Source organism: Acinetobacter sp. ANC 5045 (assembly GCF_004331005.1).
Classification (GTDB): domain Bacteria; phylum Pseudomonadota; class Gammaproteobacteria; order Pseudomonadales; family Moraxellaceae; genus Acinetobacter; species Acinetobacter towneri.
In genome coordinates this window covers 25043-44001 of sequence record NZ_SJNS01000011.1, presented here as the reverse complement: position 1 = coordinate 44001, position 18959 = coordinate 25043, and the positions used below count along the sequence as shown (strand labels likewise).

14 protein-coding genes are annotated in these 18959 nt (G+C 39.8%); 10 read left to right on the top strand and 4 right to left on the bottom strand.

Translation table 11 applies throughout. The annotated features are described in order from the left end of the window. Window positions 1-217: 217 nt before the first annotated feature. From E0H79_RS09885 to E0H79_RS09860, 6 genes are all read left to right on the top strand, one after another. Complete coding sequence (locus E0H79_RS09885; RefSeq protein ID WP_004975506.1) at window positions 218-811, top strand: LysE family translocator; 594 nt, start codon at window positions 218-220, stop codon at window positions 809-811. 134 nt (window positions 812-945) lie between these two features. After that, on the top strand, window positions 946-1515 hold the full coding sequence (dcd, locus tag E0H79_RS09880) for a dCTP deaminase (RefSeq protein WP_004975507.1): 570 nt from the start codon (window positions 946-948) through the stop codon (window positions 1513-1515). Between the two features lie 243 nt (window positions 1516-1758). Beyond that, window positions 1759-3831 (top strand): hypothetical protein, encoded by a 2073-nt coding sequence (locus E0H79_RS09875; RefSeq protein ID WP_131261514.1) that lies wholly within the window; start codon window positions 1759-1761, stop codon window positions 3829-3831. Between the two features lie 13 nt (window positions 3832-3844). Continuing rightward, window positions 3845-4561, top strand: a complete 717-nt coding sequence (locus E0H79_RS09870) for a hypothetical protein (protein ID WP_004975509.1) — start codon at window positions 3845-3847, stop codon at window positions 4559-4561. A 33-nt stretch (window positions 4562-4594) separates the two neighbouring features. Then, window positions 4595-6841 (top strand): DUF6160 family protein, encoded by a 2247-nt coding sequence (locus tag E0H79_RS09865; RefSeq protein ID WP_131261513.1) that lies wholly within the window; start codon window positions 4595-4597, stop codon window positions 6839-6841. 14 nt (window positions 6842-6855) lie between these two features. Then, window positions 6856-8262 carry a hypothetical protein gene (locus E0H79_RS09860; RefSeq protein WP_131261512.1) on the top strand — a complete coding sequence of 469 codons (1407 nt, stop codon included), beginning with the start codon at window positions 6856-6858 and terminating at the stop codon, window positions 8260-8262. 57 nt (window positions 8263-8319) lie between these two features. On the opposite strand, the gene E0H79_RS09855 is transcribed toward E0H79_RS09860, so the two are convergent. The 4 genes from E0H79_RS09855 to E0H79_RS09840 form a co-directional block, all read right to left on the bottom strand. After that, the gene (locus tag E0H79_RS09855; RefSeq protein ID WP_131261511.1) at window positions 8320-10035 is read right to left on the bottom strand and encodes a proline--tRNA ligase; all 1716 of its coding nucleotides are present in this window, start codon (window positions 10033-10035) and stop codon (window positions 8320-8322) included. A gap of 123 nt (window positions 10036-10158) precedes the next feature. Beyond that, window positions 10159-13263, bottom strand: a complete 3105-nt coding sequence (locus tag E0H79_RS09850; RefSeq protein WP_131261510.1) for an efflux RND transporter permease subunit — start codon at window positions 13261-13263, stop codon at window positions 10159-10161. A gap of 63 nt (window positions 13264-13326) precedes the next feature. Then, window positions 13327-14460 (bottom strand): efflux RND transporter periplasmic adaptor subunit, encoded by a 1134-nt coding sequence (locus E0H79_RS09845; RefSeq protein ID WP_131261509.1) that lies wholly within the window; start codon window positions 14458-14460, stop codon window positions 13327-13329. A gap of 49 nt (window positions 14461-14509) precedes the next feature. Then, the gene (locus tag E0H79_RS09840; protein WP_131261508.1) at window positions 14510-15154 is read right to left on the bottom strand and encodes a hypothetical protein; all 645 of its coding nucleotides are present in this window, start codon (window positions 15152-15154) and stop codon (window positions 14510-14512) included. Between the two features lie 276 nt (window positions 15155-15430). Between E0H79_RS09840 and pilG the strand changes: the two genes are divergently transcribed. The 4 genes from pilG to E0H79_RS09820 are packed head-to-tail and all read left to right on the top strand — an operon-like array spanning window position 15431 to window position 18877. Then, window positions 15431-15814: a twitching motility response regulator PilG gene (gene pilG / locus E0H79_RS09835; protein WP_004975524.1), complete on the top strand. Its 384-nt coding sequence runs from the start codon at window positions 15431-15433 to the stop codon at window positions 15812-15814. A gap of 32 nt (window positions 15815-15846) precedes the next feature. Next, window positions 15847-16215 (top strand): response regulator, encoded by a 369-nt coding sequence (locus E0H79_RS09830; protein ID WP_004975526.1) that lies wholly within the window; start codon window positions 15847-15849, stop codon window positions 16213-16215. A 3-nt stretch (window positions 16216-16218) separates the two neighbouring features. Continuing rightward, window positions 16219-16755 carry a chemotaxis protein CheW gene (locus E0H79_RS09825; protein WP_004975527.1) on the top strand — a complete coding sequence of 179 codons (537 nt, stop codon included), beginning with the start codon at window positions 16219-16221 and terminating at the stop codon, window positions 16753-16755. Between the two features lie 46 nt (window positions 16756-16801). After that, window positions 16802-18877 (top strand): methyl-accepting chemotaxis protein, encoded by a 2076-nt coding sequence (locus E0H79_RS09820; protein WP_131261507.1) that lies wholly within the window; start codon window positions 16802-16804, stop codon window positions 18875-18877. Window positions 18878-18959 lie beyond the last annotated feature (82 nt).

The window sequence follows — 18959 nt, the reverse complement described above, 5'->3', positions numbered from 1 at the left end:
CTGATTTAATGGTGTTTAATCTCTAAATACCTTAAAAATGTTAAGATAAAATGACTTATAAGTTACCATTTAATTAAAAAATATTTTTTATATAAGTGATTGAATAAAATAATAAATTTAAAATGTTAAACTGATCAAGAATTTGTCTTACAAAATACTTTTTGCCAATTGCAATGAACTATTTTAATCTGCGCTCATTCAGTAGTGAGGTCAATGCATGATTTCATGGTTTTTTATCGGTTTGGTGATCACAATTTTATTGACACCAGGGCCAACCAATACCTTGCTTGCATCATCAGGTATTCAGGTTGGTATCCGCAAATCTTTCCGATTAATTCCAGCAGAAGCATTGGGTTATTTGATTTCTATTACACTTTGGGGCGCCTTAATTGGTACGGTGTCTACTCATCTCCCGTTGTTGCCCACCATTCTAAAATTATTCAGTGCAGGCTATATTATTTTCTTGGCGATTAAATTATGGCGCACGGCTAAAGTCGAGCAAAGCTTTAATCAACCTACGATCCGTGCGAGTGAGCTATTTTTAGCGACTTTACTGAATCCTAAAGCATTGTTGTTTGCCTCTGCAATTTTCCCAACGATTGCATGGGTAAAAGCAGACTATTATGTGGCACACATGTTGGCATTTTTATGTTTAATCGTGCCGATTGCTTTTTTCTGGACATTTATTGGTTCGGTGCTCGCTAAAAATAAAATTAGCTGGCTCAATCAGTGCAATCTACAAAAAACAGCTTCTATTGTGTTGCTGAGCTTTTCAATTCCTTTAAGTTATTCGGCTTTGTTGAGTCTATAAAGCCAAAGTTGTGTCCACCACAAATAATCATTGCACTTAAAAAAGCGATGTGAGGGAAACGGCTGGTTTTCATTAACTTAGATTTCAGTTAAAGTACAGCACAGTTAAACATTCATATTTTGGATAGAAAATAAATGGCAATTAAGTCTGATCGTTGGATTCGCGAAATGAGCGAAAAACACGGCATGATTGAACCGTATGCAGAAAACCAAGTTCGCTTTGATGAAAATGGCGAAAAACTCATTTCTTATGGTGTTTCTAGCTATGGTTATGACGTACGTTGTGCACGTGAATTTAAAGTCTTTACCAATGTTCACTCAGCAATTGTCGATCCAAAAAACTTTGATGAAAAAAGTTTTATCGATATTGAGTCAGATGTGTGCATCATTCCGCCAAACTCGTTTGCCTTGGCGCGTACCGTTGAATATTTCCGTATTCCGCGCAATGTATTGACAGTATGCTTAGGTAAATCGACCTATGCGCGTTGCGGTATTATTGTGAATGTCACGCCACTGGAACCCGAGTGGGAAGGTCATGTAACTTTAGAGTTTTCTAATACCACGAACTTACCTGCGCGTATTTATGCGGGTGAAGGTGTGGCACAAATGCTGTTCTTTGAATCAGATGAAGTCTGTGAAACTTCGTACAAAGACCGTGGTGGAAAATATCAAGGGCAGACAGGCGTGACTTTGCCTAAAGCATAAGCAATAACTATCTATCATATTTTTCTGTTGAAGAAGCGAGCCAATCTGCTCGCTTTTTTTCATTCATCGGAAAGCTGTGCAGTTTAGCCAGTTTGTTTTGCATTTGCATAAATATTCAGCATAATTAAATATGAGAATGCTTTGGCATAATCACGTTTTTAAGGATAAAAACACTCAAATAAATAGCCAAGCTATAGATAAATAAAAGAAAGATGCGGAGCATCAGATAAAAGGAAGGTCGAGATGACTGAACACGCAATTACTTACCCTTTTCGTAAGCATTGCTTAGCCACTGCTATAGGCTTACTTTTGGCGAATCCGAGTTATGCTTTACAAGCACTCTCCGATGACTCTTTGTCAAATACCACAGGCGAAGGGGTTGCTTTAGTCCTTGATGACTTCAAAATGGTGTTTCAGCAACCGAATGATCTATCTACAGGGTCGAGCTATACACGTGGGTTAGAAAACCCTAGTCAATATGATACCGGCTTTATTCGTATTATCCCGACGGGGGAGAATTATGTGCAGTTGGCAGAAAGTGCATACCATACGGTTTATAACAATACTTATAATCAAAGTGTTTTAAAAGGTAAGGCTGAGCATAAATATAACGAAACTTACCGTTCAACTTATGAACAAACCTATACAAATCAATATTCAACTTTGTATCAAGAATATACTAAAAATATTGAAGCTGATGTTGACGCGAAAAAAGAAACATTTACATTTGATGTTCGTGAAGGTTTTTTTAATAATGAGACGCTCAAGAATTATTACAATCAGCGTCTTGCGGATTATATGGATGGTACTTGGGGAAAGATTGGAGCTAGTTTAGCAAAAGATGGGACAACAGCATATGATATGAATGCTTTTTTTGTGAATGAGAAAAAAGCAAAAGAATATGCTATTACAAACACTTATGAGATGCTTGATCTTTTATATGGAAGACGGTCGGCAGAAGCTAATAATGATTTATTGAATTCTGATTTTTATAAAGGGCTTGGCAACTTTACTCGAGCAGACCAAGTTGGCTCACAAGTAGACACATTAATACAGGCTGAAATAATCAAAGAAACAGCATCGGCTGATATTCGGGCTAAATATAATGCGAGTCAACTTGCAGAAGATACAGCCAAGTCTGCTGTGGCAGAAATTTATGCTCAAATTATACAATCGGCTGAACAGGCAGCGGCAATTGCTGCATCGGGTTCTCCTGTGCAATCATTAAGAACCAAAGCAGATGTCTTTATTTATGGTTTAGCCTTATCTAAAAGTGATAACTCATTAAGCAGTCGTTATAGCAATCAAGGCTTTAACTGGGGTTCAGCAGATAACCCATGGTTATTCCGTGCAGGCACAGAAAAAGTTAAACAATTTAAAAATGTAGAAAAAGATGTCGGTTATTTGGCACTAGAGGCACCACTCGCAACTACTACGCCAACTGAAAGTGATAATAATATTAAACTGGGCTTTTGGACTGATATTTTTTCACGTCAGTTGAACTCAAGTGCAGAGGTGGATCCAAGCACTGGGGCGCCAAAATCTGGTTTAGATAAAGAGCACCGTTTACGTACTCAGTTTGTTGCCAATGGTTTAAGCCTAAATGGTTCACAGACCCGAATATTTCAGACTTTAGACTCGGATAACCCAAATCATCATCAAACCTTGGGTATGGCAAGTGTATTGCGTTTAAATACCAATGATAATCCTGCGAATTTAAGTTTCACAGATTCAAACTTAGACAGTAAAGGGATCCGCATTAGTACAGCAGCGAAATCAGATACTTTGGATGGAACGGCGGTCACACCAGCAATAGATGGTTCATTGGCACCAGTTTTTCATGATACAGAGGGTTTGTATTTATACAGTCCGAATATCAATTTAGTTTTAGGGAATATGTATCAGCCTTTTGTGGTTGGTTCTGAGGGCAATAATATTGTGCTAGAAGTAACACGTATTCCGAATGTTCCTGAAATTTACAATAAAATTTATCAAAATTATGAAGATGGAAAGGGTGGGTATTTAGGTTCTACAGCATTTACAGGTTCTACCTGTAATGTGGTGAGTTGTGGCACACCGCTAAAAGCCAATGTCAATGACAGTGCTGCGATGTATCAAGGACGTAATGCGACGCATAGTAGTATTGCAATTGGTACTGTAGAACGCTTGCCAAATAATATGTTGCGTGCCAAAGATCATACGGATGCCACAGGTGTTGTATTTAAGGGTGTAGATGGTACTGCTAAGAATCTAGGTTCAGTTGCAATAGATGGTGTGCTGATTCAGCACCTTAAATTTAAAACAACAGGTCTATAAAAGGAGAATCATCATGTTGAAAAAACTGTCTTGTATTGCATTGATGTGTAGTCCTTTGACCCATGCCAATTTAATTGCACTGGAAAATCATGAATTAACGCAGGCTACTGGTCAAGGTGGAGCAGACCTCAGTTGGACGTTATCGTTAAACCATGAATATGCCGAAAATTTAGAACTCAGCAATATTTCTAAATTTAATGGTGGGACTAAACCTACAGAAGTTTATTATCGCTATAGTAAAAATTGTGCTGACAATAATGTGCTTTGTCGTTTAGCCATTGCACCCAATAACCATGAAGATAATAACGGCAATAAAAAATGGCTGGTATTTAAACAAATTCAGGGCACCATACAAATAGATAAATTTTCTTTAGATGGCACGACTATTATTAATCATAAAAATGACCCACAAACGGCAATGCAGCTTAAGTTTTATGATGATAAGCCATTAAAAATAAGAAATTTGGGTTTTGCAACCATGGCGATCGAAACAGGTACAGGGCAGGGAGCAAATGAAGGTTATGCAAATTCAGAGGTATATACCAAATTTCAAGGAAGAAATTATCAACAAGATGGTAGTTATAACTTAGTTCAGCAAGATGTACCTTTGTTTGATCAGGGCGCTGAAAAAGGATTTATGGGCTTAAATATTCACGGCAATATGCACATGTCTGGCAATGTGAAAATATTTAGCTACAACTGTACAGGTTCAGCAGCAAGTCGTTGTTGAATATAGGATTAAGTACAGTATAGGGAAATAACAATGAAAAAAATAATGCAGTTGAATTTATTAACATTGAGCGTACTTTGTGCGCAACAAGTGTATGCTTTAGAGCTGATTGCAGACCAGCATTTGTCTGATGTAAGTGGGCAAGATGGTATTGTAATCACCCATGAAATGTCTAAAGCCACGATTAATCAAGTCAATTGGTATGATCCTGATTTAGTGGCTGGAACTCAACAGGGTTTAGGCTTACATAATGTAGAAATTAAAGGACAGAATAACCAGCCTATTATCAGTAAGCTTGCTTTAGATGTGGGGAAAACTGATGTTGGCGCAGGTGTGCGTATCGATGCGAGTATTGATGCTTTTCAATCGACTGCAGATTTAAACTTGGTCAAAAAAAACTGTGTCGGAAATAGTTGTACTAAAGAAACACAAAGCTTGGGTCAGTTCGGCTTAGAAACTAAATCACCTTTAAAAGTTTTATTAGAAACCAAAGCAGGTTTATTCAATCAAAATGAAACGGCACATTTAAACTTCCAGTTACAGAATGCCAAAATTAGTCATGGTTTAGGTAAGCATGAATTATCTATGCATGATTTTAACTTTAATTTTGCGACTGACGGCTATATGTACATTGATGCCGATGAGGGATTGGTCTTTACCACTAAAAATGGCACCACCGACCATTTTGTGAATCTTGGACGAGTGAAAGACCTGAGTGATGTTGCTAGTAGCCGACAAAATGCAACTAACCCTGGGGTCAATATTGACTTGCGTTATGATGATAAAAATTTAATTCGCTTTGGTGCATCAGGTGCGGTAAGCAATGCGAAATTGTTTTTTAATGGGCATCAAAAAAATGTTGCCAATTTTGACGTTTCGAATAAGGTCAATGGTGTAATTGAAACTAAAAATACCGCAGTTACAGGCTACGATACTGTGGTGGGGCAAGGTGGTTTGCATTTGGGCTTATCTGCTGATTTTACCAATCAAAATACGGCAGGCTTGGCTGCAGGGCAATTACCAACAACCTTAGAAATTGGGCACACAGGAAAAGGCAGTTATGCGGTTGAGTTTTCGAATTTAAGACCGCTAACCACACGTGATGCACAAGGTAATTTACACAATAAAAATGCCTCTATCGATTTTGGCGATATTTATATTAATACCGTACAAGCGAAAAACCTCAATTTTTTAGTCAATGAAAATATTAAAAATACCATTGGTGCAACCAGTCCTATTTTAAACCAGTTGCTATCGAGTAAGCTTGAAGGTGACCAGTTCTCACTGATCGCTGTTCGTGGTATGGACTTTCAGTCTATTGCAGCCAAAGCTAGAATTATTTCTGACAACTCTTTAAATGAATTGACAGGAGATGGTGGTTCTTGGGGTATTGGGATTCCAATTTATAATTTAAATGCCAATGTGGCCTTGTCGGGTAAACAATATCTGTCACCTTATGATGGAACGAACAAAACTGGAATTGGTTATAACGCTATTGTTTCTACCGAAGGTTATGGCATTGATTCAAAAACAGGCTTACCAAGTACCACTTCTATTATCTTAATTGACGGGCAAGACAGCCTGCATGCTGGTGAAGCTGTCAACTATTATGCTGGTTTAAGAAATATTGATGCATTAATTCAGTCCGACGGTGTGATTGGTTATGAAGATGAAGGGATTTATATTCGTGCAGATCATTTATTAGTTGCAGCAAAAGCAGAGTTAGCGATTGGACAATTACCAGGTTCGAAATACAACTGCGTCACAGGATCAACTAAATGCGGTGGCTTTGTACCTTACGATAATTTCTCTAAGAAAGATGATGTGTTGACCACAATTGCTTTTAAATTAGATGGCAATGGTGAATTGTTGGTAATTCCTGGAGTGGATCCTACCGATACTAATCCGAACTCAAACTTTTTGTCTTTTGATGCGAACTTTAAGTTTAGAAGTTTAGATAGCACAGAAAAGTCGAATCCGAAGAACTTAGGTAGTTATTTTAGTTTAATTAATGAAGATCAAGTGAATAATGAAACTGTTCAAACTTCTTCAACAAACTTGAATCGAATGGAAGGTCATTTAGGTGTTAAAGGAAAAGTTGTTGTCAGTGCAGATACGGTCACTTTAGACAATCAAGTTAAATTTAATTATAAAAATGATATTGCTCAACCCTTTAAAACAGACTTTGCAATGTCTACCAATGGCAATATGCAGAAAATCGCATCTGTCGTGCTTACAGGTGGAACCATGCGCAGCACATTGGGCATTACGCCACGCTAAAGGATAGAAATAAAATGAAAAAAACAATTTTAGTTGCATCTATTTTAAGTACAGCTTTTTCATTCAATTCTGCTCAAGCGATGCAGGCTTTAAATGATGATCAGTTATCTCATGTACAAGGTCAGGCACTTTTGAACCTGATGACTGCGACAGATCAATCACAAGGGTTGAACTTTTATAAGCTGAGTGTTGATGCACTCATGGAGCTTAATGCCAACATTAAAACGCTACAATTAGGTTGTGGCGGTGTAAATAATGCGATTGGTGGTAAAGCGGGATGTGATATTGATATTTCTAATATTTCGTTAAGTGGTTTGAATGAATCCTATGATTCAACAGGTAGTCCCAAGTTTAATGGTGAACGTGCGGGTACCAGTGCACAAATTACCAATCCATTTATTGAATTTGCGATTAGTGGAAATAGTGCGTCAACACGTGAAGTGGTTGGTTTTCGCTTAGGTGCAGAAGAAATTTTAGGTCTACTGACTTTGGGTACAGATAACGTGCAAAACCCAAATGACGGGATTAAAAGTTTCAGTGGTTATATGAAAATGGCACAAACGCAAGGGCATTCATTTACTAAAGAAGCTAAATTTGGTAATGCCTCTGACCAAAAAATTAGTGGGATACTGACTGCGTTGGGGCAGGATCGTGTCTATACAAGTAAACCTGGCGCAGAAGGACATACTGGGATTACCGTTCCATCGATGCGAGCTGATTTTACGATGCCTGAAACAGTAGTGACTGGTCAGCGTATGGAGTCCGCTATAGTTACGGGTATCCGTTCAACATTAGCTTCTATTCCGCTAGCGGCAACAGAGTCTGGGACATATACTGGTGATGTAAATGGAACACCTGACTTTTCAAAAGACCAGTTATATGTCACATTTCCTCCTTTATTGTTTGGTTCTGTTGGTGATCACTCATTCTTTAAAATGAGTAAGGGTTCTACATTAGAAAATTTGAATATGGATATTACTTTTGTCCAAGCCCTAAATATGATTCACAATATTCCTCTGACAGGAACAGGTGGATATTTATCTTTACAAAGCAAGCCAGTGCAGTGGATGGGTGCAGATGAAAAAGATATTGCACAACAAGGTTGGTGGATGTCGTTTAAGGAACCAGTGCAATTAGGTTATTTGGCAACTGCGGATTTGGTAGATGTTTCTGCAGTACTACCACAGGTCGCAAAAGCATTAACTTCTGAGTTAATGCAAGATAAGCATAATGTAGATGTAAGTTTGTTAGAAGCATTAGGTTCATTGGCTGGTACACCAATCGAGCGTAAAATGAATATCGATGTTGGTAGTTACACAGGATATTACACGGGTCAACCGGCCAGATTAACACTTAATAATCAGGTTTTACAAAACCAAAATGTTACCCCTAACTGTTATGGCGGTATGAAATTCTGTTAATCCCAAATGAAAAAAATCCCGCAACTTGTGCGGGATTTTTTTACTCAGTCTTCAATCTTATTTGGCAATTTTGATGAGTAATTCTTCTTTCGTTAGGTTGCTAGATTCAGCATCACGACGACCTTTATATTCAAAAGTACCTGCATCTAAACCTTTCTCACCAATCACAATACGGTGCGGAATACCTGTAAGCTCAAGGTCAGAGAATTTCACCCCAGGACGTTCATTACGGTCATCCAGTAATACATCATAACCCGCAGCTTGAAGTTCAGCATAAAGTGCTTCTGCTGCTTCTAATGTGCGAGGTGATTTATGTGCGTTCATTGGTACAATCGCAATTTCAAATGGTGCGATGGCTGCAGGCCAAATAATCCCTTTATCATCAAAATTTTGTTCAATGGCAGAGGCAACGACACGTGTGACTCCAATCCCATAGCATCCCATGGTAACAGTAAACGGTTTGCCATCTTCACCTAATACTTTGCAGCCCAGCGCTTCAGAGTATTTAGTACCGAGTTGGAAGATATGACCGACTTCAATACCGCGTTTAATTTGTAGAGTTCCTTTGCCATCTGGAGATGGATCGCCCTCAACGACGTTACGTAAATCGTAAACTTCAGTATATTGTGCATCGCGTTCCCAGTTCACACCTGTTGCGTGTTGATCAACTTGGTTTGCACCTGCAACGAAGTCAGACAATATCGATGCAGCACGGTCTACAATCACTGTTATGCCTTTTTCAACCAAACCTTGTGGACCAACAAAGCCAGCAGTTAAACCTAACGCTGCAATTTGTGCATCGGTTGCAAAAGTAAGTGGTGCTGCAATCTGTGGATGCTTTTCTGCTTTAATTTCATTAAGTTCATGGTCACCGCGCAGGAATAATGCAATCACAGGCACTTGACCTGTTTCATCTGCAACACCTTGAACCAAGAGCGCTTTGACTGATTGGTTACTATTTGTGCCTAAAAATGCAGAAACTTCCGCAATGGTTTTTTGGTTTGGTGTATCCACAATTTTGAGTTCTTGCGTTGCAGCAGCACGTTCACCCACCAAAATAGCTTCAGCCATTTCAATATTGGCTGCATAATCAGATTCGGTAGAGAAGGCGATATCATCTTCACCACTTGAAGCTAGAACGTGGAATTCATGTGAACCTGAACCACCAATAGAACCTGTATCTGCCTGTACTGGGCGGAAGTCTAAACCTAAGCGCGAGAAAATACGGCAGTAGGTGTCGTACATCACATCATAGGTTTCTTGTAAAGAAGCTTGATCGGTATGGAAAGAATAAGCATCTTTCATAATAAATTCGCGTGAACGCATTACCCCAAAACGTGGGCGAATTTCGTCACGGAATTTGGTTTGAATTTGATAGAAGTTGATTGGTAATTGCTTATAGCTTTTTAATTCATTACGCGCCAAATCGGTAATGACTTCTTCATGTGTTGGGCCAAGTACAAAAGGATTGTCGTGGCGGTCTTTAAAGCGCAGTAATTCAGGACCGTATTGCACATAACGACCTGATTCTTCCCAAAGTGAGGCAGGCTGAGTGACAGGCATAAATGTTTCTAAAGCACCTGCGCGATTCATTTCTTCACGAACAATGGCTTCAACTTTATTTAGCACACGTACACCCATTGGCAGCCAAGTATATAAACCTGAAGCCAATTTACGAATCATACCCGCACGTAACATCAGCTGGTGAGAAATCACCTCGGCATCGTTTGGGGTTTCTCTTAACGTAGCAAATAAAAAGCGACTCGCGCGCATGGAAACTGTCCTAAAAAATGAAGCGTTAAATGGATTTTTTTCAAAGCCAGATTATACAATAAAAATCGGGCTAAACTTGTGTTAAAATTTAGCCCGAGCGATTGTGTGATTTTACGTGAGATTTTAAGAAATGAGTTTACGTGTTTGGCGTAACATAAAATTCTTAAAATCGTCTAAATAAGTGAAAATGACAGGTACGACCACCAAGGTGAGTAGGGTAGATGTAATTACACCGCCAATGACTGCATGTGCCATAGGCGCACTTTGTTCGCCGCCTTCACCCAAGCCAAGTGCGAGTGGCACCATCCCCATCACCATTGCACTGGTGGTCATTAAAATAGGGCGTAAACGGGTTTTCCCTGCAGCTATAATTGCATCATAACGTGAATCGCCCTGATCCATGGCTTTTTTAATAAAATCAATTAGTAAAATCGCATTTTTGGTGACCAATCCCATCAGCATAATAATACCGATAATAGAAAACAGGTTCATGGTCGAGTTAAAAATAAACAGTGCCAAGAATACTCCAATCAACGATAAAGGTAGGGAAGCCATAATTGCTGCGGGGTGAATGAAACTGTTGAATTGCGAACCTAAAACAATATAAATAAACACAATAGACAGGGTAATTGCAGTCAGTGCATAACCTGCAGATTCAGCCATGTCAGCATTGGCGCCTTGAGTGTCGAAGCTATAACCTGCGGGTAATTTAAAGTTATCCTGAATTTTTTGAATGTCGGCACCAATGTCCCCTGCAGGACGTCCAGCAGTGTTAGCTTCGACCAAAACTTCACGGGCCAAATCACGGCGGTTGATTTGCGCTGCACCTAAACTTTCTTCAAACTTCGCCACACTTGCTAGAGGCACTAAAATATTTTGTCCATTGGCATCGGTTTTTTGTGAAGTTAAATACATATTTTGCACATCGCTCGGCAAGCTGCGATGGTTTTCTGTAAGGCGAACATTGACATCGTAGGTTTCGCCACGTTCATCTTGCCAAGTGGTGACATCATCCCCCGCAATCAGTGGGCGGATAATATTGGCAATTTGATTTACCGATAGCCCTAAATCGCTGGCAAGGACACGGTTAATATGAACACCTAATGTAGGTTTAGGAGCTTTTAGCGAGCTTTCTAAATCGACAATACCATTCACCTGAGCAATTTCGGTCATAAAGCGGTCAGAGATTTTTTGTAATTCTGCTAAATCAGGGCCTTTAATAGACACCATCACAGGTTTTTGCCCACCAGAAACCGTTTCATCGGCAGATGCGACAGAGGTAATGGTGATGCCTGCAATACTTTGTAGACGCTGGCGAAATTCGTTATTGAGTTCGGTCAGCGTTTGTTGACGTTCATTACGCGGGCTGACAGTTACACGCAAGTTAACATGATTTTTCCCGCGATCTGTCACGCTGTTAATGGCTCCGTAAGTCGCGCGAACTTCAGGGTGTTGACGGATGATTTGATCTACTTGTTTTAATTTTGCTTGTGAATATTCAAGTGAGGCATCCACAGGTGTTTCAAATTTAATCCGAATCTCACCTTTGTCGGGTACAGGTACAAACTCCGTACCAATCAGTTTGGATAATCCGAGTGCTGCAAATAATGAGCCCACTGCAATCAATAAGGTGATAACGCGAAATCGTAGTGCTAATTTTAAAAGTTTTTCATAATGATGGCTTAAATTGTCGAGTTTGTTAGAAATCCAGTTTAAGAAGCGTTTTACCCGTCCAGTTTTTTTATTCGGATTTGCTTTTTCTGCCCAGTGTGCAGAAAGCATTGGATCCAGCGTAAAACTGACAAACATGGAAATCAGTACGGCAGTACTGACTGTGACACCAAATTGATAGAAAAAGCGTCCGATAATTCCGCCCATAAATGCCACAGGTAAAAATACCGCCACAATGGTTAGGGTGGTTGCTAAAACTGCCAAGCCAATTTCTTTAGTACCATCCAAAGCAGCCCTGACATGGTCTTTGCCCATATCGGCATGACGCACAATATTTTCACGAACCACAATTGCATCATCAATCAATAAGCCAATACTGAGCGAGAGTGCCAGTAAGGTCATCATGTTGATGGTAAAGCCAAATGCCCAAATAAAGGTGAGTGTGCCGAGTAGGGCGATTGGCAGGGTCAATCCTGTAATAGCGGTAGAACGGAATGAACCAAGAAACAACAGTACAATCAGGACTGCCAGAATCGCACCCTCAATAATGGTGCGCGCTACATCACGGATACTGCCACGAATCCCTTTAGAAGAATCCACCACGACCTTTGCAGTCATGCCTACAGGTAGTTGGGTCTGAATACGTTCTAAGGTTTTGTAGGTGTTATCAACCACTTCAATAACATTAGAGTCTGAACTACGCAAGATATCGACAGCAACCGCAGTTTGCCCATTTAAAAATGCACTGGTTTCCAGCTCTGCCTGACTGTCTTGAATTGTGGCAACTTGTTTTAAAAAGATTGGCGCACCATTTTTATTGGCAATAATTAAATCGCCAAAAGCCAGAGGATGAATGACTTTGGATTGGATTTCGACCACCAATTCACTATTGGCTTGTTTGAGTGTGCCGCCAGGTACTTCAATATTTTCAGCTTTGAGCGTGTTGATGACCTGATCCACACCCAGTCCAAAACTCATTAACTTTTGTGGATCTACCTCAATCCGAATTTGTCGCTGTGCATCACCCAATAAATTAACAGTTCCGACACCAGACACAGTGCGCAGTTGCGGTACAACTTGTTGATCTAAATAGGAACTTAAATCACGCAAAGACATTTGTGAGGATTCAAACACAATCGACATGACTGCATTGGCAGTTGGGTCGTAGCGCTCCACCACAGGGTCTTGAATTTCATCTCGAAAGCCTGCACTGACAGACGAAATTTTATCGCGTACATCTTGTGCCGCCACTGCCGAAGGAACATCTAAATTAAACTCGGCAATAATAGTAGATAACCCTTCACTGGATTGTGAAACCAGTTGTTTGAGTCCAGAAATGGTGTTGATCTGATCTTCCATTTTCTTGGTGATTTCAGATTCAACTGTTTCAGGTGATGCACCCGGATAACTGGTATAAACCACTACAAACGGAAAATCGACGTCAGGAAATTCTTCCACGCCCATACGTTGCCATGAAGCCAAGCCAAGCACCATTAGACAAAACATCATCATGATGGTAAAAACGGGATACTTGACGCTAACTCGGGTAAACCACATAACAACGATCCTGATTTTTTATTTATTGGACATCTGCACTACTGCATTGAGATGAAATTCAATTTATTGAGGGTTATTTTGAATGATTACCTGCTGCTGAATTTGATCGGGGTTGAACACCACTCGACTGACTAGATCACTGCTCTGTAAGCCTTGAATCACAGCAGTATTGTCACTATAGCGCTGTTCTAAAACTGTGATATCCACGCGGGCAATTTTTTGATCTCGAATCACCCAAACATAAGGTTTGTTTTGGATATCGTGAATGGTATTGAGTGGGATGATTTGCCCTGAAATTGTCGTGTTCGCTAAAATATAACCATCCACAAATGCCCCAATACTTAAAGAGGGAAGACGATCAAGCGGGGTTGCAAAAAACTCAATTTGACGACTGGCTAAATCTGCCACTGGGGAAACGCGGCTAATTTGTGCATTAAATGTGTTTGCTTGCCCTTGGAGTTGATATTCAATTTTTTGACCAATTTTGAGTGCGGCTTGTAAGTCGCTTGGTAATTTCGCTTGAATTTCTAATTGGTTCGGATCGACGACTTCAAATAAGGTTTGTCCTGCAGCCACAGTTTGCCCAGGCTCAACTTGACGTTGGGTAATGACACCATGAATTGGACTGGTAATCGTGCCATCTTGATCGGCTTTTAGTGCAATATCGACATTGGCTTGTTGGGCGCGTACATTTTCCATTTGCGCACGATAATCTAACTGACTTTGCTCATATTCCACTTGTGAAATAAAACCCTGATCGAGCAAACGTTTTTTTCGTTGCATCATGTTGCGGGCTTGGTTGGCTTGCGCTTGCGTTGCAGCTAAATTGGCGCGAGCTTGTGCTAAACGCGCAGCATTATCCTGATTATTTAAGCGTAGCAAGGTTTGACCACGTTGTACGCTATCTCCCACTTTGACATAGACTGAGGTTGCTGTGGCAGTCACCTGTGCTTGAATACTGCTTTGATTCACAGCACGCACTGTGCCTGTAAAGGCAGTTTTACTGATTGCGCTGCCTTGTTGTGGTGTCACTAAATCTTGCTGAATGAGTTCAATTTTTTCTGATACTGTTGTTTTATTTTCAGTTTCTGTTTTTTGGCAGGCACTCAGCAAAATACATAAACCGATTGCACCGATACGAAAAATGGGTAAATGCTGCCGATTAAACCTAACTGCGATACGCTGTGCAATGTGCATGCATATTTGTCCTTATTGATTGCCAAAATGACAAGGTAATTCAAATCAACTATTCAAGTGCTTTTAAGCGAGTAATAATTCTGTCGTATTCTGCTTGTGTATTTCGATAGCTTGTTTGTAAAGATTGAATCATATCTTTTTTAAGCTCGATGTTTTTTAAGTTATTGTCCAAATTGGTTTTTAGTTGTGCAGGCACAGGTTTGACCTTGCGTAAATATTCCATTTCTTGACGTTTAAAAGTAATACGGTCGTTTTGCAACTGTTTGAGTTGTTCTTGTTGGAAAATAATTTGCTTTTTAATATGCGCTAAAGCGTTATTACGTTTGGTGATTGCAGTTTGACTATTGGTATAGGCGTTTTTCAAACGCTGATCAGATTCCATTTGATACGCTTGAGCAGCACGTTGTGGGGCTTTTTTAATATCCGTTTCGGTGTTGTATGGACGTGCGCGCTGAATTACTTGCATGTTACGGTCTAATGCTTCATAACCATGACGAATATGATTAGGTGTCACATTACTACTAATATTTGCAACGCCATGTTGATCATAATAGCGATACCACACCGCTTTGTTCTGGCTGTCAGCCATGAGTGGGGCAGAGGGCAATAGCAGTAACGCAAGCATGCCCAATTTGAGTGACTGCTTATTTTGTTTTAATTTTACAGCGAGTGATTTTGCAAAAAAAGTGCTCACGTTGTCCCCCACAATAAAGTTGACTAAATTACTTAAATTACACGTAATAATAGTGTTATATTAGATCAAAATTAGGAATTAAAAAAATACAACCGATAAAAAAATATCAATGGTCACACGAAAGTGTGAGCGGTTTGGTGATAATGGTGTAAAAGTGTAGCTTTACACTAAATATGTTCATTGAAACTACAAGTAAAGATATGTTAAAAATACGACCAATGTGTAAAATTTTTCTACTCAGTTGCTTGTACAAACAAAAATGGGAAGGGTCATTGAATGGACGATAAATTCCAAAATCTAAAAGTCATGGTGATTGATGATTCAAAAACCATTCGCCGTACAGCTGAAACACTTCTACAGCGTGAAGGTTGTGAAGTGGTTACCGCAGTTGATGGATTTGAAGCTTTATCCAAAATTGCAGAATCAAATCCAGATATCGTATTCGTAGATATTATGATGCCACGCCTAGATGGTTACCAAACGTGTGCCTTAATTAAAAACTCGCAAAACTACCAAAACATTCCTGTCATTATGCTATCAAGTAAAGATGGTTTATTTGACCAAGCTAAAGGACGTGTCGTGGGTTCTGATGAGTATCTGACTAAACCATTTAGTAAAGATGAATTATTAAACGCCATTCGTAACCACGTGACAGCATAATTATTAGTTAGTTAGATTTATTGGGGAAAATAATGGCTCGTATTCTTATTGTAGATGATTCACCTACAGAAACATTCCGCTTCAGAGAAATCTTGACCAAGCATGGTTTTGAAGTCATTGAAGCAGCGAATGGTGCAGATGGCGTGACCATGGCGCAAGCTGAATTACCAGATTTAGTATTAATGGATGTGGTTATGCCAGGCGTGAATGGCTTTCAGGCAACACGTCAAATTTCGCGTGGTGACACCACCAAACACATTCCAATTGTAATTGTGAGTACCAAAGATCAGGCAACTGATCGTGTTTGGGGAAAACGCCAAGGTGCAAGCGATTACTTAACTAAGCCTGTTGACGAAAAACAATTAATTGATGTGATTAATCAACACCTTAATGCAGGATAAGCTATGGCTGCAAATGGTTTTATTGAATTGCTTCGGTTATCTAAACGTGGAAACAAAAACTACGTTAGTACCGAAAATGAGGTAAACCGCTGGTCAGGCATTGCTTTTGAGATGATGGGGCAATATTTCGTTGCTCCATTAGGAGAAGTTTCTGAGGTTATTTATCCACCGAAATATACGCCAGTGCCAAATACCCAACCTTGGGTAGTAGGTTTAGCGAATATTCGCGGAAGATTACTTTCAGTTTCAGATTTGGCACATTATGTTTCTGGGCAAAGCAGCCAATATTCACCTACTCAAAAAGTAATGTGTATTAGTCATAATGACCATTATGTCGGTTTAGTTGTAGATCAAGTTTTGGGTATACAGCACTTTAATAAGAAAAGTTTCTTTTCTAAACACAATGATTTAGATAGTAATTTACAAGAATATTGTCAGGGGTATTTTCACCAACATAACCAACAATGGCATGTTTTCTTATTTAGTCGTTTATTGCAAAACCCAAAATACATGAACGCATCTATAAAATTTATAAATTAACTGTCGCGCACCTAAAAAATGAAGGCGTCAATCGGGGAGAAGCTGCATGGGCTTTAAACTTAAAAAGAAAAATTCAGGCGAAGAAACCGTCCGTAAAGCAAGTGGTCCAGGTTTTTTTGCAAAATTACAGGCGCGAACAGAAGAGTTTGCGAGTGTATTTGGCGAAACAGAAAAATCTAAGCCACTTATTTTAGGCGCAGCTTTTTGTATCATCTTATCGCTTTTCCTGTTGTTATACCTTTTTTATAGCGTGCCGCGTAATAACGATTTTACCCGTAGTTTGGGTGATTTACGTCTGTTGTCACAAACCATTTCACGTCAAGCAACCGAAGCGACTGCATCAGGTACGCCTGAATCTATTAAAAACTTAACAGATTCACAAAAAGCCTTTGCTGCAAACTTAGAAACAGTGAAGGATATTCATGCCAGCACAGATACACTGCGTGAAGTGGAAACACAGTGGAAATCGGTTTCTGAAAATATTGATTTGATTGCTTCGCAACAAAAAATCATTAACCAACTCTATGACACCAACATTGCAATTGGTGAAACCATTCCGGGTATTCAGGCTGAATATAACTTGATGGTTGACCAAATGGCACGTCAAGACATGCCAAGTAGCCAGGTGGTTATTGCAAAGAACCAAGTATTCATTGCAGAACGTATTTTACGTTCAATCAGTTCTGTATTAACAGGTACAGACAGTTCACGTGAATCTGCAGATGACTTTAGTGCCGATACCGAAACGTTTGGTGCTTACTTGGCAGCACAGTTAAATGGTAGTGTGGAACTTGGTGTACAACGTATTACTCAAGAAGATTTACGTAGTTCATTAGAAGGTATTCAAGCAGAATATGAAGATGTATTGAAATCTGCTGCTGCAACAGTTTTAAATAACTCAACACAAATTGTAAAAGTACGTCAGGCATCATCTTCTATTTTTGATCAGTCAGATAAGCTTTTAACCAATTTAAATAAATTGTCTAGCGGTTCAGGTTGGTCTATTGCAATTCCTGCAATTGGCTTAATTGCAGCATTACTTGCGTTCTTATTCTGTGTATTCAAACTCTTGAACTTACGTGGTGAAGCCGATAAAACTCGCGTGGTTCGTCTACAAGATGAATATGACCGTAACCAGAACGCGATTTTACGTTTACTTGATGAGATTGCCGACCTTGCGGATGGTGACTTACGTTCATACGCAACAGTATCGGAAGACTTCACGGGTGCCATTGCCGACTCGATTAACTTCGCAATTGACCAATTACGTGACCTTGTATCGCGTATTCACGAAACATCGCACGAAGTTGCACAATATACGGCAACCACACAGAACATTACCAACCAGCTTGCTGAAGCATCTGAGCATCAGGCGCAAGAAATTGCAGGTGCATCTGCCGCAATTAACGAAATGGCAATGTCAATTGACCAAGTATCTGCCAACGCTGAAGAATCAGCAGCGGTAGCAGAACGTTCAGTACATATTGCATCGAATGGTGCAGACGTTGTAAACCGTTCAATTGAAGGTATGGATATCATTCGTGAGCAGATTCAAGAAACCTCTAAGCGTATTAAGCGTTTGGGTGAATCTTCACAAGAGATTGGTAACATCGTTGCCTTGATTAACGATATTGCCGACCAAACTAACATTTTGGCATTAAACGCAGCAATTCAGGCGTCTATGGCGGGTGAAGCAGGTCGTGGTTTCGCAGTCGTAGCCGACGAGGTACAGCGTCTAGCGGAACGTTCAGCATCTGCAACTAAACAGATTGAAACACTGGTTAAAACCATTCAGACTGATACCAACGAAGCCGTAATTTCGATGGAACAAACCACATCGGAAGTTGTACGTGGTGCGAACTTATCTAAGGATGCGGGTGTTGCACTGGATGAAATTCAAACGGTATCAACCAACCTTGCGAAATTGATTTCTAACATTTCGGACGCTGCAAAACTTCAGTCTGCTTCTGCAGGTCACATTGCAACCACGATGAACGTTGTACAGGAAATTACCTCGCAAACGACCAGTGCAACTTTCGATACTGCACGTTCGGTATCTGAGTTGGCCAACATGGCAGAATCATTACGTGAATCTGTAACTGACTTTAAACTACCTGAATAAGCGGGATTCCAGCTTGAGGAAAGGTGTACCTATACACTGTTATGGGTACACCATCATTCAGAGATAAAGCATCGCAAAGATG